Genomic DNA, 16,013 nt, shown 5'->3' with positions numbered 1-16,013 from the left:
AATTTACCGTTATGATGGGCATCCTGTTTGGTGACGGATGTGCGCATGATTTGGTTGATTCTGGCCACGTTTGTGGTGGTGTTTATTGTGGGTTTTCGGGTGCTGACATCGGATACCCGCCGGGCGATTCGCCGCCTGAGCGAACGTCTGAATATTGATGTCGTGCCGATAGAATCGATGATTGATCAGATGGGTAAAACGGCGGGCGGTGAGTTTTTACAGTATCTGCATCGCCCTGATGAGTCGCATTTGCAAAATGCCGCTCAGGTGTTACTTATCTGGCAAATGGTGATTGTCGATGGCGGCGATCAGAATTTGCAGCGGTGGCATCGGTTGCTACAAAAAGCGCGTTTAGCCGCGCCGATCACCGATACACAGGTACGGCTGGCGCTGGGCTTTTTGCGCGAAATGGAACCCGATATGCCGGAGATCAACGCGTTTCAACTGCGCTATAACGCCTTTTTTCAGCCGGAAGAGGGTGTCCACTGGCTGCATTGATACTCTTCACTATCTCGTTAACAAAAGACGAGATGAATGAGGCTGGCAAGGGCGGCGAGCCACGATTAACGGCCGGATGGCGCGATTCATCGTTAGCCAAATAAAGCGTAGCCGCCATCGTATTTGCTAAGGGTGAACCACAGAAGTAACGCACCGAATAACCGCTAACGACGCCAAAACGTCAGAGACTTGTAGCTCATCATTTCCGTGACATATATCACGGAAATGTGATCTTGTTTTGAACACCAAAACTGTGACTCCTTGCCATACCTCCTGTCTCAAAATTTCTTATCATAAACTCGAAGTTGTACATGATTGTCTATAGACAACTCTAAATGTTTAGGCGCGCCCCATGAAAACATTGTAGTGGTACACTGAATTAGCCCAACCCCAGACATCCGACTTAGCCTTAACAGACCATCGGTAAAACTCTCATACCAGCACCTTTAGCCCGTGTTTTTGGACAACATTAAGTAGTTTCAGTGAGATCCCGCTGGGACGCTTGGCGCCGCTTTCCCACTTTTGAACCGTTGATACGCTGGTATTCAGGTAGCGAGCGAAAACCGACTGGCTAACGTTGAGTTCTTCTCGTAACGCTTTTATTTCAAGTGGCTGCAGATCTTTGATGCTGCTTAAGCAGGCCGTGTCAAAACTGCGCATTGTCTCCTGGGGAATGGCATCCACGCTAAATAATCCAGATGCCGCGCTATGAATCGCTTCAAAGGCAGGGCTTTTGAATTTAGTTTTTGCTGACATGGCGCACCTCTACCAGTTCTTTGTTATTAATGAGTGCCGTTATCTGATCTTCGGTCAGGCAAGCATAGTGTTTTGCTAACTCACGGAAACCCGCGAGTTCACGATAGCTAATGTTGGCCATATCCTGTTTGGCATACAGGAAGGTGTAAAACCAATGCTCGCCTCCCTTTGCCAACACGATTGCGCGATCGCGATTTTGATTGAGACGTTTTTTATAAACTCCGCCGCCAAGATTATCTGCTTTTCCTTGCAGTACGGCGTTGATGGCTTCGCTTAACTCGTCATCTTTTATCGTGTGGGACTTCGCTTCTCTGTTAAACCACCTGGTTTTGAAGATTCGCATCAGGTTGACATCCTGTAATCTAAAGTATAGCACCAGGTGATACACTATGTCTTACCTTTTGGTTTTGCACGCAGCGAGAGAAGATAATTCTCAACGCTCGACCAGCCTCGCAAAATGCAGCGCAACAATGTCAGTTGCTAAAACGTTAATCAGATCACATTTTGTAATGTTACACTGCGTGGATTTTCCGCACTAAAACGACGCAGGTAACCACAATGAATGAAAATATCGCAGAAAAATTCCGCGCTGATGGGGTTGCCAGGCCTAATTGGTCAGCCGTTTTTGCCGTGGCGTTTTGTGTCGCCTGCCTGATTACCGTTGAGTTTTTGCCCGTTAGTCTGTTGACGCCGATGGCGCAGGATCTGGGGATCTCCGAGGGCGTCGCCGGTCAGTCGGTCACCGTTACGGCATTTGTCGCGATGTTTTCCAGCCTGTTCATTACCCAGATTATTCAGGCGACCGACAGGCGTTATATCGTTATTCTGTTCGCCGTTTTGCTGACGGCTTCTTGTCTGATGGTCTCCTTTGCCAACAGCTTTACGCTGCTATTGCTGGGCCGCGCCTGTCTTGGGTTGGCGCTGGGCGGATTCTGGGCGATGTCGGCGTCGCTGACCATGCGACTGGTTCCCGCGCGTACCGTGCCGAAAGCGCTGTCGGTGATTTTTGGCGCGGTTTCCATCGCGTTAGTGATCGCCGCGCCGCTGGGCAGTTTTTTGGGCGGTATTATTGGCTGGCGTAATGTCTTTAACGCCGCTGCGGTGATGGGCGTACTGTGCGTCATCTGGGTGGTGAAATCACTGCCGTCGCTGCCGGGCGAACCTTCTCACCAGAAACAGAATATGTTTAGCCTGTTGCAACGCCCTGGCGTGATGGCCGGGATGATCGCCATCTTTATGTCTTTTGCCGGGCAGTTCGCTTTCTTTACCTATATTCGCCCGGTCTATATGAATCTGGCGGGCTTTGACGTTGATGGTCTGACGCTGGTGTTGCTCAGTTTTGGTATTGCCAGCTTCGTTGGCACTTCTTTCTCATCTTATGTCCTGAAACGTTCGGTAAAACTGGCGCTGGCCGGTGCGCCGCTACTACTGGCGCTGAGCGCGCTGACGCTCATTGTGTGGGGGAGCGACAAAACCGTGGCGGCGGTCATAGCGATTATCTGGGGGCTGGCGTTTGCGCTGGTGCCGGTGGGATGGTCAACGTGGATCACTCGTTCCCTTGCCGATCAGGCGGAAAAAGCCGGTTCCATCCAGGTCGCGGTGATTCAACTGGCAAATACCTGTGGCGCGGCGGTGGGCGGTTATGCGCTCGACAATTTCGGGCTGCTTTCGCCGCTGGCGCTTTCCGGCGGACTGATGCTGTTGACGGCATTAGTCGTGGCGGCGAAAGTCCGTATTACGCCAATGAGTTGATATTGCTGCCATTTGTAGGCCGGATACGACGTTAGTCGTTATCCGGCAATAATAAATGCTTAATCAAAACCGTTATGCTCTGCGGTGGCGGCAAACCATTCTCCGCTTTTTTTCACCGTGCGCGTTTGGGTGGCTAAATCCAGTTGTACAAAACCATAGCGATTTTTATAGCCGTTCAGCCATGACCAGTTATCGATAAAGGTCCACATGTGGTAGCCAAGACAGTGACAGCCCTCGCTAATGCCTTTATGCAGCCATTTAAGATGCTCAGAGATAAAGTCAATCCGGTAATCATCGTGAATCTGTCCCGCTTGCACAAAACGCTGCTCGTTCTCAACGCCCATCCCGTTTTCGGAGATAAAACAGCGCGGATTGCCGTAATTATTCCGCAGGTTGGTGATGATGTCGTAAATTCCTGGCGCGTAAATTTCCCAGCCGCGGTAAGGGTTCATCTTGCGCCCCGGCATGTCGTAATAGTCAAATAACCACTCCGGCATAAACGGCGCTTGCGGATTCACCGCCGTATCACGGCATTTCACGCGGCGCGGCTGATAATAGTTAATCCCCAGTAAATCGATTTTGCCGTCGGCAATAAGCTGACGGTCGCCTGGCTGACAGGCAGGCAACTGGTCATAGGTTTTCAGCAGCGCCACCAGCTCCGCCGGGTATTCTCCCTTTAATACCGGGTCAAGAAAACTGCGGTTGAATAACAGATCCGCATGATGCGCGGCTTGCACATCGGCGGGATGCTGCGAGCGTGGGTAGGACGGCGTCAGATTCAGCACCACGCCGATTTCACCGTCGTAGCGCCCGGCGTGCCAGGCGCGCACGGCGGTCGAGTGCGCCAGCACGGTATGGTACGCCACGGTGGCCGCACGTTTAAAATCCACCACATTGGGATAGTGGAAGTCGTACAAATAGCCGCCTTCCACCGGCACAATCGGCTCGTTAAAGGTAAACCAGTGCTTCACGCGGTCGCCAAACAAGGTAAAACACGTTTGCGCGTACCGACCAAACGCCTCTACGACGTCGCGATTTTCCCAGCCGCCTTTCTCCTGCATGACCATCGGCATATCAAAATGGAACAGCGTAATAAACGGCGTGATGCCCTGCGCCAGTAGCTCGTCGATGACGTGATTGTAGAAGCTCACCGCTTGTGGATTCACCTCGCCTACGCCATCTGGAATGAGCCGCGCCCAGCTTAGCGAGGTGCGAAAACTGTTATGTTTTAACTGTTTCAGTAGCGCGATGTCTTGCTTCCAGTGGCGATAGAACGTTGAGGTTTCTGCTGGACCGACGCCCTGATGAAAACGACCCGGCTGGCGCTCGAACCACACATCCCACGTGGTCTGGCTTTTACCGCCATTCAGACTATCCCCTTCGGTTTGCAACGCTGAGCAGGCGCTGCCCCACCAGAAGTTATCGGGAAAACGGTATCGCATTGTCGTGCTCCTTGATCGCGTAAATTCGCTCCAGAATACGCGCTTTTGGTGAACAGAAACCGGTTACAGTCCGCATTTTCGCGACCAAAAAGCGGAAAAGCTGTGCTACATCTCCGGGCATTCCACCTTGCCGAGAGCCTGCCAGTAGTTATGCTGATTGTTGCGCTCTATCGCGATCATCGCCTCCCGAATATGCTGCTGGTTCCCCTCGCTTGCCATGATTTTTTTCTCCCAGGCTTCATCGGTTAGCGCGCCTTTGGGCGTACACATTTTGCGCAAATCCTTTAAAATCGTATTTTTTTCATGCGCCGACTGGAGTGAGCTAAACGGAGAGTCGGCATACGTGACGCCCGGTAGCGCGACAAGTGTGGCAATAAGCAGAAGCGTTTTTCGTTTCATAAACGGTATCCTTATCGGTTTGCACTTTTTCAAGAGTAAGTGTAGACCGTGCGACGTTCACTCATCGGGGCGTGCTATCCGTTGGCGTTGAAGTCAGGCAAAAGTGGGAAGGCGGTTTCTCGCTGCGCCTTCACTTTCTTGCGTGGCAGAATAGTGTATGTTCTGACTACTCTTTTATTTTGTAAGCGGTAGTGTAATGAGACGTATTGAGATCGTACTGGGAGAGCTGGAACGGCTGACGCGCGGGCTATGTCTTGCCGATTTGGCGCAGGAGACGGCGTTTACGGCGGAGGCGATAGGTTTCAATCTTGGGCTGGCGCGTAACTCCGTCAGCAAAGATCTCAATCAGTTATGGAATGACGGCCTGGCAATCAAAAGCCGTGGCCGCCCGGTCTATTTTTTGCATCGCCAGGCGCTGGAAACGTTGCTGGGACGTCAGCTGGAAGAGTCTGAACGCGAGGTGCGGTCGGTGGCGGATGTGCTGCCGCATGAAGAGCATTACGCGCCTGACGATCCGTTTACCAGCCTGATTGGTTACGATCGCAGCCTGCGCGATGCGGTAGAAAAAGGCCGTGCGGCGGTGCTCTATCCGCACGGTTTACACGTTCTGCTTACCGGGCCGTCCGGCGTCGGTAAAACCTTTTTTGCGGAACTGATGCACCGTTTCGCCTGTGAACAGGCGAGCGGCGCTATCCCGCCGCTGGTCTACTTTAACTGCGCGGAATACGCCCATAACCCGGAACTGCTCTCCTCGCATCTGTTTGGTCATCGGCAGGGGGCGTTTACCGGCGCGAATGAACATAAAACAGGCCTCGTGGAGCAGGCGGACGGTGGTTATCTGCTGCTGGACGAGGTGCACCGTCTGTCTTATGAAGGGCAGGAAAAGCTGTTCTCTATTCTGGATAAAGGCGAGTACCGTCCGCTTGGCGTGAGCAGCCAGCCGCGATCAATTTCGGTACGCCTGATTTGCGCCACCACAGAGCCGGTCGGGTCGGCGCTGTTACGTACTTTCCAGCGGCGTATTCAGGTATGCATTGATTTGCCGGGCATTCGCCAGCGCTCCGTTGAAGAACAGATCGAACTGATCGTGGGGTTCTTACAGCGGGAAAGCCGCAAAATAGAACGCACGGTCAGCATTGATAAACCGTTGTTGCTCTGGTTGCTGAATAAACCCCTGGAAGGCAATATCGGCCAGCTAAAAAGCGATATTCAGTTTCTCTGCGCTCAGGCGTGGGCATCGGGAATGACCGAGCATAACGACACGCTACAGCTGGATAAACGGCTGGCGGAGATGTCGGTTAACCCGACGCCGGAACAGCGTCTATTGGTGGATACTCTGTTTGACGGTAAAGCGCGGCTAAATATAGACGCGCGCACGCTGCCCGCATTGAAGACGTCGCTGGCGACCGGGGCGGAAATTGAAGAGAGCGACCTCTTTTACAGCTTCCTGACGCGCGAATATGTTAATTTGCGCAACAGTAACGTCCCCCCGGCGGAGACGCTGGCGATCCTGAAAAATAAACTCAGCTCGATTTTTGAATACGGTCTCTACAGCCGCGACAGCGTGGCGCATCCGCCGCGCTATGGCGACCAGATTGAAGAGCGCGTGACGCTGCTGATTGGCTGCGTAGAGCAGGTGTTGGGCTTTTCGCTGCCGGAAAATCTGGTTAACCCACTGCGTAAACACTTCCTGGCGCTGATAGGCTACGTGCAGCGCGGCCTGATCCCGCAGCTTTACTCTTCCAGTTTGATCCTGGATCGCTGCAAAGACGAATATGACAACGCCACGCTGCTGTGTCGGAAAATCAACGAACTGTTGCATATTCAGTGTCCGGCGACGGAAGTGGTCTGGCTATGCCTGTTCCTGAAAGAGTGCCGCCATTATCGTCAGCGTATCGATGCCAGCCCCGACTGCGGGGTCATTTTGATCGCCCACGGCGCGACCACCGCCACCAGTCAGGCGCAATATGTCAACCGCGTGCTGGAGCGCGAGCTGTTCAGCGCCATCGACATGCCGTTTGAACAGTCGGTGCATGACACGCTGGAAACGCTGACCCAAATGATTCAAACCCGCCAATATCGGCGGCTTATCCTGTTGGTGGACATCGGTTCATTGATCCATTTTGGCAGTACGATCAGTAAGTTATTCCAGATAGATGTTTTGCTCATGCCGAACATCACGCTGACCAGTCTGCTGGAAGTCGGGCTGGATTTAAGCTATGAAACCAGCGATTTACCACAGCTGACGGCGCTCCTGCAGAGTAAAAATATCCCCTGCCAGCTTTGTACGCCGCAGCAGGAGAACGGCGGCAAAGTGCTGGTCATCTCCTGTATTACCGGCATGGGAACGGCGGAAAAAATCAAAAAGGTGCTGGAGGAGAGCTTTGGCGAACTGATGTCGCAAGATACCAGGATGGTGATCCTTGATTATAACGAGGTACGAAGTCTGGAGCGCGTTCAGCAGGCATTGAATGCCAGCGAGCGGCTGGCGGGGATTGTCGGCACTTTCCAGCCGGGGCTGCCGGATATTCCGTTTATTTCGCTGGAAGAGCTTTTCTCCGAACAAGGGCCGGAACTGGTGTTGAGCCTGTTAACGCCCGATCTGTCCAACGCTGAACGCCGTCTGGAGATGGAGCGCAGCGCCATGCGCTTTATCAGCGCGCTAACGATGGAGAGCATCATCAACCATATTTCCGTGCTTAACCCGCAGCGTATTCTGAAAGAGATGGAGGGCGTTTTTAACCATCTGACGTCTTCGCTTTCCCTGAAACCAAGCCGCCAGGTGACACTGCGCTTCCTGATCCACTGCTGCTGTATGGTAGAGCGTATTGTGATTAACCGTAAACCGTTACAGATGGCGCTGGAAAGTCAGCCGAATCTGGACGTGCGCGCGTTTAGTGTCATCAAATCCGCTTTTCTGCCGATCGAAGACGCCTACGCCATCCGTTTATCGGATGCGGAATATTTTTATATCTACGAACTGCTCTATAGCTAATCCTTTTACTGGCGGGGCTTCGCGCCTCGCCAGACCTTTCTTCTTCCTCGCGTGACACAAATTCTGGCACAACCTTTGCTCTTCTGATGATGCGTTATGCCGGATAGCGGCGTAAACGCCTTATCCGGCCTACCGGGAGTGTTCTGTAGGCCCGGTAAGCGCAGTGCCACCGGGCAATATATGCCGGTGTTCTCATGTAATTGCGCCAGGAGGCCATTTTGACTACCACACAACCGTTGCCCCACATCCTGCTGCTGACGCATGGCGGCTGGGGACAACCGCTTTGCAACAGCCTGCGTATGGTCACGGGCGAAATTAAAGGCGTGACGGAAATCGCGCTAATGCCTGTCGATACGCTGGGCGAGTTTTATCAACGCGTCGAGGCCGTGGTGAAAACGCTGCCGGAAGGCTCGCTGATCCTGACGGATTTTGTCGGCGGCACGACATCCAACGTCGCGGCGCGACTAAGCGCCGATTATCCGGTGGCAGTGATTGCCGGACTGAATGCGTCGCTACTGCTGGAGGCGCTGGACAGGCGCGAACAAGGGATGCTAACCGCCTGCGTGGATGAGTTAGTTGAGGCCGGGCGCAGTAGCTGCCTGGATGTGGTCGCCCATGTACGTCAGCTACAACAATCACTCTAAGGAAAACATCATGGCCAATATCGTTTTATGCCGCATCGACAGCCGTCTCATTCATGGGCAGGTTGTCACGAAGTGGGTCGGACAATCTCAGGCGAACCGGATAGCCGTTGTGAGTGATGAACTGGATGCCGATCCGTTTATGAAAAATATCTACCTGATGGCCGCGCCGCCAAATATCAAAGTGGATTGCTTCGGCAACCAGAGTTTTGCCGCCGCATGGAAAGAAAATCAGCTTGGCGACGGTAACGTGCTGGTGCTTTTTCCCTCACTGGCGGCGGTGCAGGACGCCATACAACTGGGCTTTGACGTCACCCGCATTCAGGTTGGCGGTCTCGGCGGCGGGCCAAACCGCAAGGCGGTTTTTCAGAATATTACGCTGGATGAAAAAGACGTCGGCATTCTTAACGACCTGAAAAACCGTGGCGTTCAGGTATTTTTCCAGACCATTCCGGAAGATAAGCCGCAGCCGCTCGACGATATCCTGAAAAAATTCTAACCCTTTAATAGACACAAAATCATTCTGGATGCATCGAGGCGGCAACTGAGTGAATCCCCTGGAGCTTACTAAAGTAAGTGACTGGGGTGAGCGAAGGCAGCCAACAAAGAGGCAGCCTGAAGGATGAAGTGTATAGGATAACACTATGGATACCTTACTCTTTGCAAGCCTGATGGGGTTGTATTACTGGTTTGCCCGTTTACGCCTCGGCTACACCTTCTCCGCGATGCTGTTACAACCGGTGGTGATCGCGGTATTTGTCGGGCTTTTGCTTGGCAATATGCAGACCGCGATGATTATCGGCGCAGGGATGCAGCTCGTTTATTTGGGCGTGACCTCAACGCCGGGCGGCAACGTGCCGTCGGACCCGGCGCTGGCGGCTTGTATCTCCATTCCTATCGCGGTGAAGGCCGGTATGGACCCAAACCTGGCGATCGCGCTGGCAATCCCGTTTGGCGTGATTGGCGTGTTTCTCGATCAGCTTAGGCGCACGCTGAACGCCGCCTGGGTGCATATGGCGGATAAACACGCGGAAACGGCAAACATGGCGGGCATCATGCGTTGCGCCTTTCTTTACCCGGCATTGCTGGGGTTGGTACTGCGCTTCCCGGTGGTCTTTGCCGCTAACTACTTTGGCCAGGATGTGGTGGAAAGTTTCCTTAAACTGATGCCGCACTGGTTAACCCACTCCTTTGAAATCATGGGCGGCATTCTGCCGGCGCTGGGCTTTGCCATCACCATTATGGTGATCGGTAAAAAGAGCCTGTTGCCGTGGTTTATCGGCGGGTTCTTCGCGGTGTTGTACCTCAAGGTCGACATCATGGCGATGGCCATCTTCGGCACCTGTGTCGCCTTCCTGATTAAAGGCCTGGCGAAAAATGAAGGAGCAGCATGATGAGCAGTGACGTAATGCAACATGAACTGGTTGAGCGCGCGCGGGAAAGCGGGGCGCTGACCAAAGCAGATATCACCAAAGCTTGGTTTATCTACTGGCTGGGCGCCGAGGTTTCCAGCTCCTATGAACGCTTACAAAGCCTGATTTTCTGCGCCTCGATGACGCCGATCATCAAAAAACTCTACCCGCAAAAAGAGGAGCAGGTAGAAGCGCTAAAACGCCACCTTAACTTCTTTAACTCCGAGCAGACCTTCGGCGCGGTGATTCAGGGCATCTCTATTGCAATGGAAGAACAAAAAACGCGCGGCGAGCCGATTAACGACTCGTCTATCACCGGCATTAAAACGGGCCTGATGGGGCCGCTTGCCGGGATGGGCGACTCGATTATCTGGGCGGCGGTGATGCCGCTGTTGATAGCGATCTTTATTCCGTTCGCAGCAAATGGCAGCGCGATGGGCGGTATTATCCCGCTGATTCTCTACCCGGCGATCACCCTGGCGATCAGCTACGGTATGGTCCACAAGGGATATACGCTGGGGCGTGATTCGATTATCGGCCTGCTGCAGGGGGGGCGAATCAAAGAACTGATCTACGGGGCCAACGTGCTGGGTTTGATCATGATGGGCGCGCTTTCCGCCAGCTACGTCAAAATCACCACGCCGTTAAAAATTAGCGCCTTGAAAGGATCTGAAGTGGTGGTTCAGCAGATCCTCGACTCTATCGCGCCGGGCTTACTGCCACTAGCGGCGGTATTCGCCATCTACTTCTATCTGGTAAAAAAAGGGCCGCGCTACACCACCATTTTGCTGTCGATTGTCGCACTGAGCATAGTCTGTTCGTTGTTGGGAGTGCTGTAAATCATGACGCCGAATATCTATCAACAACTGGGGTTGAAAAAGGTCATTAACGCCTGCGGCAAAATGACCATTCTGGGCGTCTCAAGCGTCGCGCCGGAGGTCATGCAGGCCACCGCGCGCGCGGCTTCCGCTTTCGTCGAGATTGATGCGCTGGTGGAAAAAACCGGCGAACTGGTATCGCGCTATACGGGTGCTGAAGATAGCTATATCACCTCGTGCGCCTCGGCGGGTATTGCCATTGCCGTCGCTGCCGCTATCACCCACGGCGATCGGGCGCGCGTCGCCCTGATGCCAGACAGTAGCGGTATGGCCAATGAGGTAGTGATGCTGCGCGGGCATAATGTGGACTACGGCGCGCCAGTCACCAGCGCCATTCGTCTTGGCGGCGGGCGCATAGTGGAAGTGGGGTCGAGCAATCTGGCGGCCCGCTGGCAACTGGAAAGCGCCATTAACGAAAAGACCGCCGCGCTACTGTATGTGAAATCACACCATTGCGTACAGAAAGGCATGTTGAGCATTGACGATTTTGTACAGGTGGCGCAGGCCAACCACCTGCCGTTGATTGTCGATGCCGCGGCGGAAGAGGATTTGCGCGGCTGGGTGGCGAGCGGCGCGGATATGGTTATCTATAGCGGCGCGAAAGCCTTTAATGCGCCAACCTCCGGCTTTATCACTGGTAAGAAAACGTGGATTGCCGCCTGCAAAGCGCAGCACCAGGGGATTGCCAGGGCAATGAAAATCGGCAAGGAAAACATGGTTGGGCTGGTGTATGCGCTGGAGAATTACCACCAGGGGCAGACTACCGTTACCGCAGAACAGCTGCGTCCCGTGGCGGAGGCAATCTCCGCCATTCGCGGGCTTTATGCCGATATCGAACAGGATGAGGCCGGGCGTGCAATCTGGCGTATTCGTGTGCGGGTGAACGCATCTGAATTGGGACTGAATGCGCAGGACGTCGAAGCGCAGTTGCGCGGCGGTGAGATAGCGATTTACGCCCGCAAATATCAGCTTCATCAGGGGGTTTTTAGCCTCGATCCACGCACGGTAGCCGAAGGGGAAATGGCATTGATTGTGGCGCGACTCAGGGAGATTGCAGAACATGCAGCAGATTAATTTTTATCGTCAGCGGGTAGCGATTAACGTGCTGGCAAAGGATATCGCCAACGCGAAGGCTATCTATGAAGCCGCCGAAGGCCATGCGGTCATTGGCGTACTTTCCGCGCAGTTCGCTACGGTAGAAGAGGGCGTGCCGGAGGTGAAACGCTGGATGGCGGAGGTGCCGTCAATTTCTGTCGGCCTGGGCGCGGGCGATCCGGCGCAGTTCTATAAAGCGGCGATGATTGCCGCCGCCGTCCACCCGGCGCATGTTAACCAGACTTTTACCGGCTGCGGCTTCGCGGCGGGCGCGCTGGCGGCGACGGGCGGCGAGCAAACGCATATCAACGCGCTGGTCAGCCCGACGGGAACGCCTGGCGAGGTGGTGATTTCTACCGGCGTCAGCAGCAGCCAGGGAACGCCAGCCCGCGTTTCCTGTGAAGCGGCGGTACGCATGATGCAGGATATGGGCGCACATGCGGCGAAGTTTTTCCCGATGGGCGGCGAAAAGTCGTTACCGGAACTCTATGCGCTGGCGACAACCGCCGCCCGCCACGGTATGACACTCATCGAGCCGACCGGCGGTATCTCACTGGATAATTTCGGTATTATCCTGCAAACCTGCCTGGAAGCAGGCGTGCCGCGCGTCATGCCGCATGTTTACAGCTCGATTATCGATCCGCAAACCGGCAATACGCGCCCCGAAGACGTCATTCGGTTGATGGAGATAGTCAAAGCGCTGGTGTGAGATTTATCGCTGAAGAGCGCTACGTTTACCGGGCCTACAGATGACGTGTATTTGTAGGCCCGGTTAGCGTTACGCTATTGGGCGATAATGCGTAGCAGGCTGGGCAAAAATGTACGTATTGCAGCCGTCAGAGATTCCCTTTCGAGCCTCCTCGCAGGGTTAAATTTTCCTGAATGCTGTCTGTATTTTTGGCGAGTACAGTGGCGTCATCTTATTCCTCAGGTGACGGATCGCCATGAAAAAAAGCCCCACGTCCACGCCTCATGATGCGGTATTCAAAACGTTTTTACGCCATCCGGATACCGCGCGGGATTTTCTCAATATTCATCTTCCCCATTCGCTAAGAATACGTTGCGATCTGACGACGTTAAAACTGGCGCCGGACAGTTTTATCGAGAAAAATTTACGCGCGTTTTATTCCGATGCCCTTTGGTCACTAAAAACGTGTGAAGGCGACGGTTATATCTATGTCGTTATAGAGCATCAGAGTACGCCGGACGCGCATATGGCATTCCGGTTAATGCGTTACGCGACTGCCGCGATGCAGCGCCATCTGGATGCTGGCCATAAAACGTTACCGCTGGTGATTCCCATGCTGTTTTACCATGGCGCGAAAAGCCCGTATCCCTTTTCGCTGTGCTGGCTGGATGAGTTTGACGATCCTGCACTGGCGCGTCAGCTTTATGCGACGGCATTTCCACTGGTAGACATTACGGTGGTGCCGGATAACGAGATCATGCAGCATCGACGTATCGCGATGCTGGAGCTGGTACAAAAGCATATACGTCAGCGCGACCTGATGGGATTGGTCGAGCGCTTAGCGGTACTTCTGATTACGGGAAACGCTAATGACAGTCAGCTAAAAGCGCTGTTTAATTATTTGCTAATACAGCATGGCAGCACGCCTCGTTTTGGCAAGTTTATCCGCGAGGTGGCGCGTCGTGTTCCCCAACACAAGGAGAGATTAATGACGATCGTAGACAGAATACGTGAATCGGGGCGCAGAAAAGGTAAGCGTGAAGGCGTGCAACAAGGCATACAGCAAGGTATACATCAAGGTAAGCAGGAGGAAGCCTTGCGTATTGCGCATACGATGCTGGAACAGGGGATAGATCGGCAGATGGTGCTGATGATTACCGGGCTTTCTGACGAAGAGATTAAGGCAAAGCGCCATTAAACTTTTCCCTCTTCCGCCCGGTCATCGTGATTATCAACGGCGTTAAGCGGCCCGCGCGCGTCGACGGGAATCGAGGGAGATCAGAATCACTGACGAGAGAATGAGCAGCGTGCCCAGCCAGTCCGGCAAGGTAAAACTAATCCCCAACAGCAGCAGCGACAGCAGGGCGCTGCTTAACGGTTCCGCGCAGCTTAAAATGCTGGCTTTGGGGCCACCAATCAGTTGCGCGCCTTTCAAATACAGGCTGAACGTCAGCGACGTACCGATCACCACAAGGTAGAAAAAGGCCAGAATCAGGCTGCCGCTCACCGCAAAGTGCGTTCCTTCTTTAGCGTAGAAGGGCAGCAGAATAAGGCCGCCAAAGGACATACTCCAGCCGACCACTGGCAGCGTGCCGTATTGGGCGATTAGCCTGGAAGGCCAGGTCGTATAAAAGGCGGCGGCAAATGCGGAGGCGATACCCCAGAACAGCGCGCCTGAAGAGATCGACAGCGATGTTGGATTGCCGTGAGTCACCAGTAAAAAGGTGCCGATAAGCGATGTAAGAATGGCGGTTAAGACCAGAATGCCTGGTCGTGTTCTTCGCGCTAATGCAAACCACGCCACAATAATGGTCGGCGATAAAAATTGCAGCACTGTCGCGGTGGCGGCATTGGATTTTTCAATCGTAAGCAGGAAGGTTAGCTGAACGGTGAGCGCGCCCACCACGGAGAAAATCAGCAGACTCAGTGCATCTTTGCGGTTTTTAAGAATCGAAAATATCTTATCGCCGTGCATAAAGGAGAAGGTCACCAGTATCAGCCCGGCGAATAACAAACGTATCATCGTCAGGAACTGTGACGACATACGGCTTTGCTCCATGATGTACTGCGCGCAAACACCTGAACTCCCCCACAATACGGCGGCAATCAGGACGTTTAGCATCCCTTTTCTGGTGGAACCCATTTTTTCCTCGTCATGTTGTTTTATTTTTTTACGTGCAGGCATCATAACAGAGCTATCGCCGGCATTAAGCAGGAATTTATTGTTTAATGATTTCAGACGAGCCTGTTATTGACATAATATTGTCATTTTTTTGTCATAGAAAATATCAAACAAACTTAAACAAATCGTCACTATCCCCGCCTTTGCACTTTACAGAACATATTGACTGACTATAATAAGCGCAAATTCATGCAGGAGTAATATGTTGGACAGTCACTTTTACGTAAATCATCTGGCAAGTTAACGCACGCTATTCCTGCGCTGCTTGCCGAACCGGTGGGCAGCAATCTCCCCTTGTGACGATTGTCATCCCAATAATGTTACAACACGCGCATTGTCGCGAGGTAATCGTCATGTTCATGTTTAAACACGCTTTATTTCCTCCGCCGTTAACACGACGCTAATTGCCTCAGGGCAGAAATTTGTCGTGTGCTAAATATAGCACGTACTTATTCTTCCAGAAAAAATGGAGGAACGTATGTTAATGTTTCCTTATATTTTAAATTTACTGGCTGCTATGCTGTTGGGCGCGCTGATTGGCGCGGAAAGACAATGGCGTCAACGTATGGCGGGATTACGCACTAATGCGCTGGTGGCGACAGGCGCCGCCGTTTTTATTCTGAGCTCCATGACGACATCGCCAGACAGCCCCGGGAGAATTGCGGCGCAGATTGTCTCTGGTATTGGCTTTCTGGGGGCGGGCGTCATCATGCGCGAAGGGATGAATGTGCGCGGACTGAACACTGCGGCAACGCTATGGTGTTCGGCGGGCATCGGCGTGTTATGCGGTTTAGGGCAGTTCAAAAATGCGCTGGCGGCGACGATCATTATTCTTTGCGCCAATATTTTATTGCGTGAAGCGGCGCAGCGTATAAATCAACTCCCGGTATCCGCCGAGGGAGAAAAACGTTATATCCTGAAAGTAACCTGTAATAAAGAAGATGAGAGCGCGGTTCGTCAGTGGTTACTGAATATCGTAAAAGAGGCCGCGATCTGTTTACAAGGGTTAGGTTCGGTCCCCGCTCAGGAACAGGGCTATAAAGAAATTCGTGCCGAGCTCGTGGGTCATGCTGATTATCGTAAAACGCGAGAACTGATTATATCCAGAATAGGTGATAACGATAATATCACCGCAATTCACTGGAGCATTGATAGTCAATAATAGTTTTTTATTCAATTGCAACATTACGCCAGGCGTATAAGGAGGGAATGATGGATATTCCCGAGTCGATAAAATAAAACCCACTCAAAATAGTGAGTAAGCAATAACTCTTT

The 16,013-nt window shown here is 53.0% G+C and carries 16 protein-coding genes; 11 read left to right on the top strand and 5 right to left on the bottom strand.

What is annotated here, in order from left to right:
* The first annotated feature begins 45 nt into the window (after positions 1 to 45).
* Positions 46 to 498 carry a DUF1198 domain-containing protein gene (locus NAZ64_RS10990; protein WP_024798384.1) on the top strand — a complete coding sequence of 151 codons (453 nt, stop codon included), beginning with the start codon at positions 46 to 48 and terminating at the stop codon, positions 496 to 498.
* Positions 499 to 930: 432 nt separating this feature from the next.
* On the opposite strand, the gene NAZ64_RS10985 is transcribed toward NAZ64_RS10990, so the two are convergent.
* Positions 931 to 1,254 (bottom strand): helix-turn-helix domain-containing protein, encoded by a 324-nt coding sequence (locus NAZ64_RS10985; protein ID WP_024798383.1) that lies wholly within the window; start codon positions 1,252 to 1,254, stop codon positions 931 to 933.
* Entirely contained in the window at positions 1,238 to 1,597 is a 360-nt protein-coding gene (locus tag NAZ64_RS10980; RefSeq protein ID WP_001217953.1) for a type II toxin-antitoxin system RelE/ParE family toxin, read from the bottom strand. Before NAZ64_RS10980 ends, NAZ64_RS10985 begins: the two co-directional genes overlap by 17 nt.
* 215 nt (positions 1,598 to 1,812) lie before the next feature.
* Between NAZ64_RS10980 and nepI the strand changes: the two genes are divergently transcribed.
* Complete coding sequence (gene nepI, locus NAZ64_RS10975) at positions 1,813 to 3,006, top strand: purine ribonucleoside efflux pump NepI (RefSeq protein WP_001004800.1); 1,194 nt, start codon at positions 1,813 to 1,815, stop codon at positions 3,004 to 3,006.
* Between the two features lie 59 nt (positions 3,007 to 3,065).
* Here the strand turns inward: nepI and NAZ64_RS10970 are convergent, their stop codons facing one another.
* Both NAZ64_RS10970 and NAZ64_RS10965 read right to left on the bottom strand, forming a co-directional pair.
* Positions 3,066 to 4,448, bottom strand: coding sequence for a glycoside hydrolase family 1 protein (locus NAZ64_RS10970; protein ID WP_024798381.1), 1,383 nt, complete (start codon positions 4,446 to 4,448; stop codon positions 3,066 to 3,068).
* A 105-nt stretch (positions 4,449 to 4,553) separates the two neighbouring features.
* Positions 4,554 to 4,847, bottom strand: a complete 294-nt coding sequence (locus tag NAZ64_RS10965; RefSeq protein ID WP_000824217.1) for a YicS family protein — start codon at positions 4,845 to 4,847, stop codon at positions 4,554 to 4,556.
* 196 nt (positions 4,848 to 5,043) lie between these two features.
* On the opposite strand from NAZ64_RS10965, the gene dagR reads away from it, so the two are divergent.
* The 8 genes from dagR (at position 5,044) to NAZ64_RS10925 (ending at position 13,754) form a co-directional block, all read left to right on the top strand.
* A complete protein-coding gene (dagR, locus tag NAZ64_RS10960) occupies positions 5,044 to 7,842 on the top strand; it encodes a transcriptional regulator DagR (protein WP_024798380.1) in 2,799 nt (932 codons plus the stop codon).
* A 218-nt stretch (positions 7,843 to 8,060) separates the two neighbouring features.
* The gene (locus NAZ64_RS10955; RefSeq protein WP_000214106.1) at positions 8,061 to 8,486 is read left to right on the top strand and encodes a PTS sugar transporter subunit IIA; all 426 of its coding nucleotides are present in this window, start codon (positions 8,061 to 8,063) and stop codon (positions 8,484 to 8,486) included.
* A 10-nt stretch (positions 8,487 to 8,496) separates the two neighbouring features.
* Positions 8,497 to 8,982: a PTS sugar transporter subunit IIB gene (locus NAZ64_RS10950; RefSeq protein ID WP_001284295.1), complete on the top strand. Its 486-nt coding sequence runs from the start codon at positions 8,497 to 8,499 to the stop codon at positions 8,980 to 8,982.
* A gap of 145 nt (positions 8,983 to 9,127) precedes the next feature.
* The gene (locus tag NAZ64_RS10945; RefSeq protein ID WP_000380259.1) at positions 9,128 to 9,877 is read left to right on the top strand and encodes a PTS mannose/fructose/sorbose/N-acetylgalactosamine transporter subunit IIC; all 750 of its coding nucleotides are present in this window, start codon (positions 9,128 to 9,130) and stop codon (positions 9,875 to 9,877) included.
* Positions 9,874 to 10,734 (top strand): PTS system mannose/fructose/sorbose family transporter subunit IID, encoded by an 861-nt coding sequence (locus NAZ64_RS10940; protein WP_001526325.1) that lies wholly within the window; start codon positions 9,874 to 9,876, stop codon positions 10,732 to 10,734. Before NAZ64_RS10945 ends, NAZ64_RS10940 begins: the two co-directional genes overlap by 4 nt.
* Before the next feature lie 3 nt (positions 10,735 to 10,737).
* Positions 10,738 to 11,847 (top strand): D-glucosaminate-6-phosphate ammonia lyase, encoded by a 1,110-nt coding sequence (dgaE, locus tag NAZ64_RS10935; protein ID WP_001528141.1) that lies wholly within the window; start codon positions 10,738 to 10,740, stop codon positions 11,845 to 11,847.
* A complete protein-coding gene (gene dagF / locus NAZ64_RS10930) occupies positions 11,834 to 12,577 on the top strand; it encodes a 2-dehydro-3-deoxy-phosphogluconate aldolase (RefSeq protein ID WP_076935906.1) in 744 nt (247 codons plus the stop codon). Before dgaE ends, dagF begins: the two co-directional genes overlap by 14 nt.
* A gap of 235 nt (positions 12,578 to 12,812) precedes the next feature.
* Positions 12,813 to 13,754, top strand: coding sequence for an Rpn family recombination-promoting nuclease/putative transposase (locus tag NAZ64_RS10925; protein WP_220569543.1), 942 nt, complete (start codon positions 12,813 to 12,815; stop codon positions 13,752 to 13,754).
* Positions 13,755 to 13,796: 42 nt separating this feature from the next.
* Here NAZ64_RS10925 and NAZ64_RS10920 read toward each other — a convergent pair whose 3' ends face one another.
* Positions 13,797 to 14,699 (bottom strand): EamA family transporter, encoded by a 903-nt coding sequence (locus NAZ64_RS10920; protein WP_000535970.1) that lies wholly within the window; start codon positions 14,697 to 14,699, stop codon positions 13,797 to 13,799.
* A 505-nt stretch (positions 14,700 to 15,204) separates the two neighbouring features.
* On the opposite strand from NAZ64_RS10920, the gene NAZ64_RS10915 reads away from it, so the two are divergent.
* The gene (locus NAZ64_RS10915; protein ID WP_000392699.1) at positions 15,205 to 15,900 is read left to right on the top strand and encodes an MgtC family protein; all 696 of its coding nucleotides are present in this window, start codon (positions 15,205 to 15,207) and stop codon (positions 15,898 to 15,900) included.
* The last annotated feature ends 113 nt before the right edge of the window (positions 15,901 to 16,013 follow it).

Source organism: Salmonella sp. A1325 (assembly GCF_056991255.1).
This window is presented reverse-complemented; position numbering and strand designations above follow the sequence as displayed.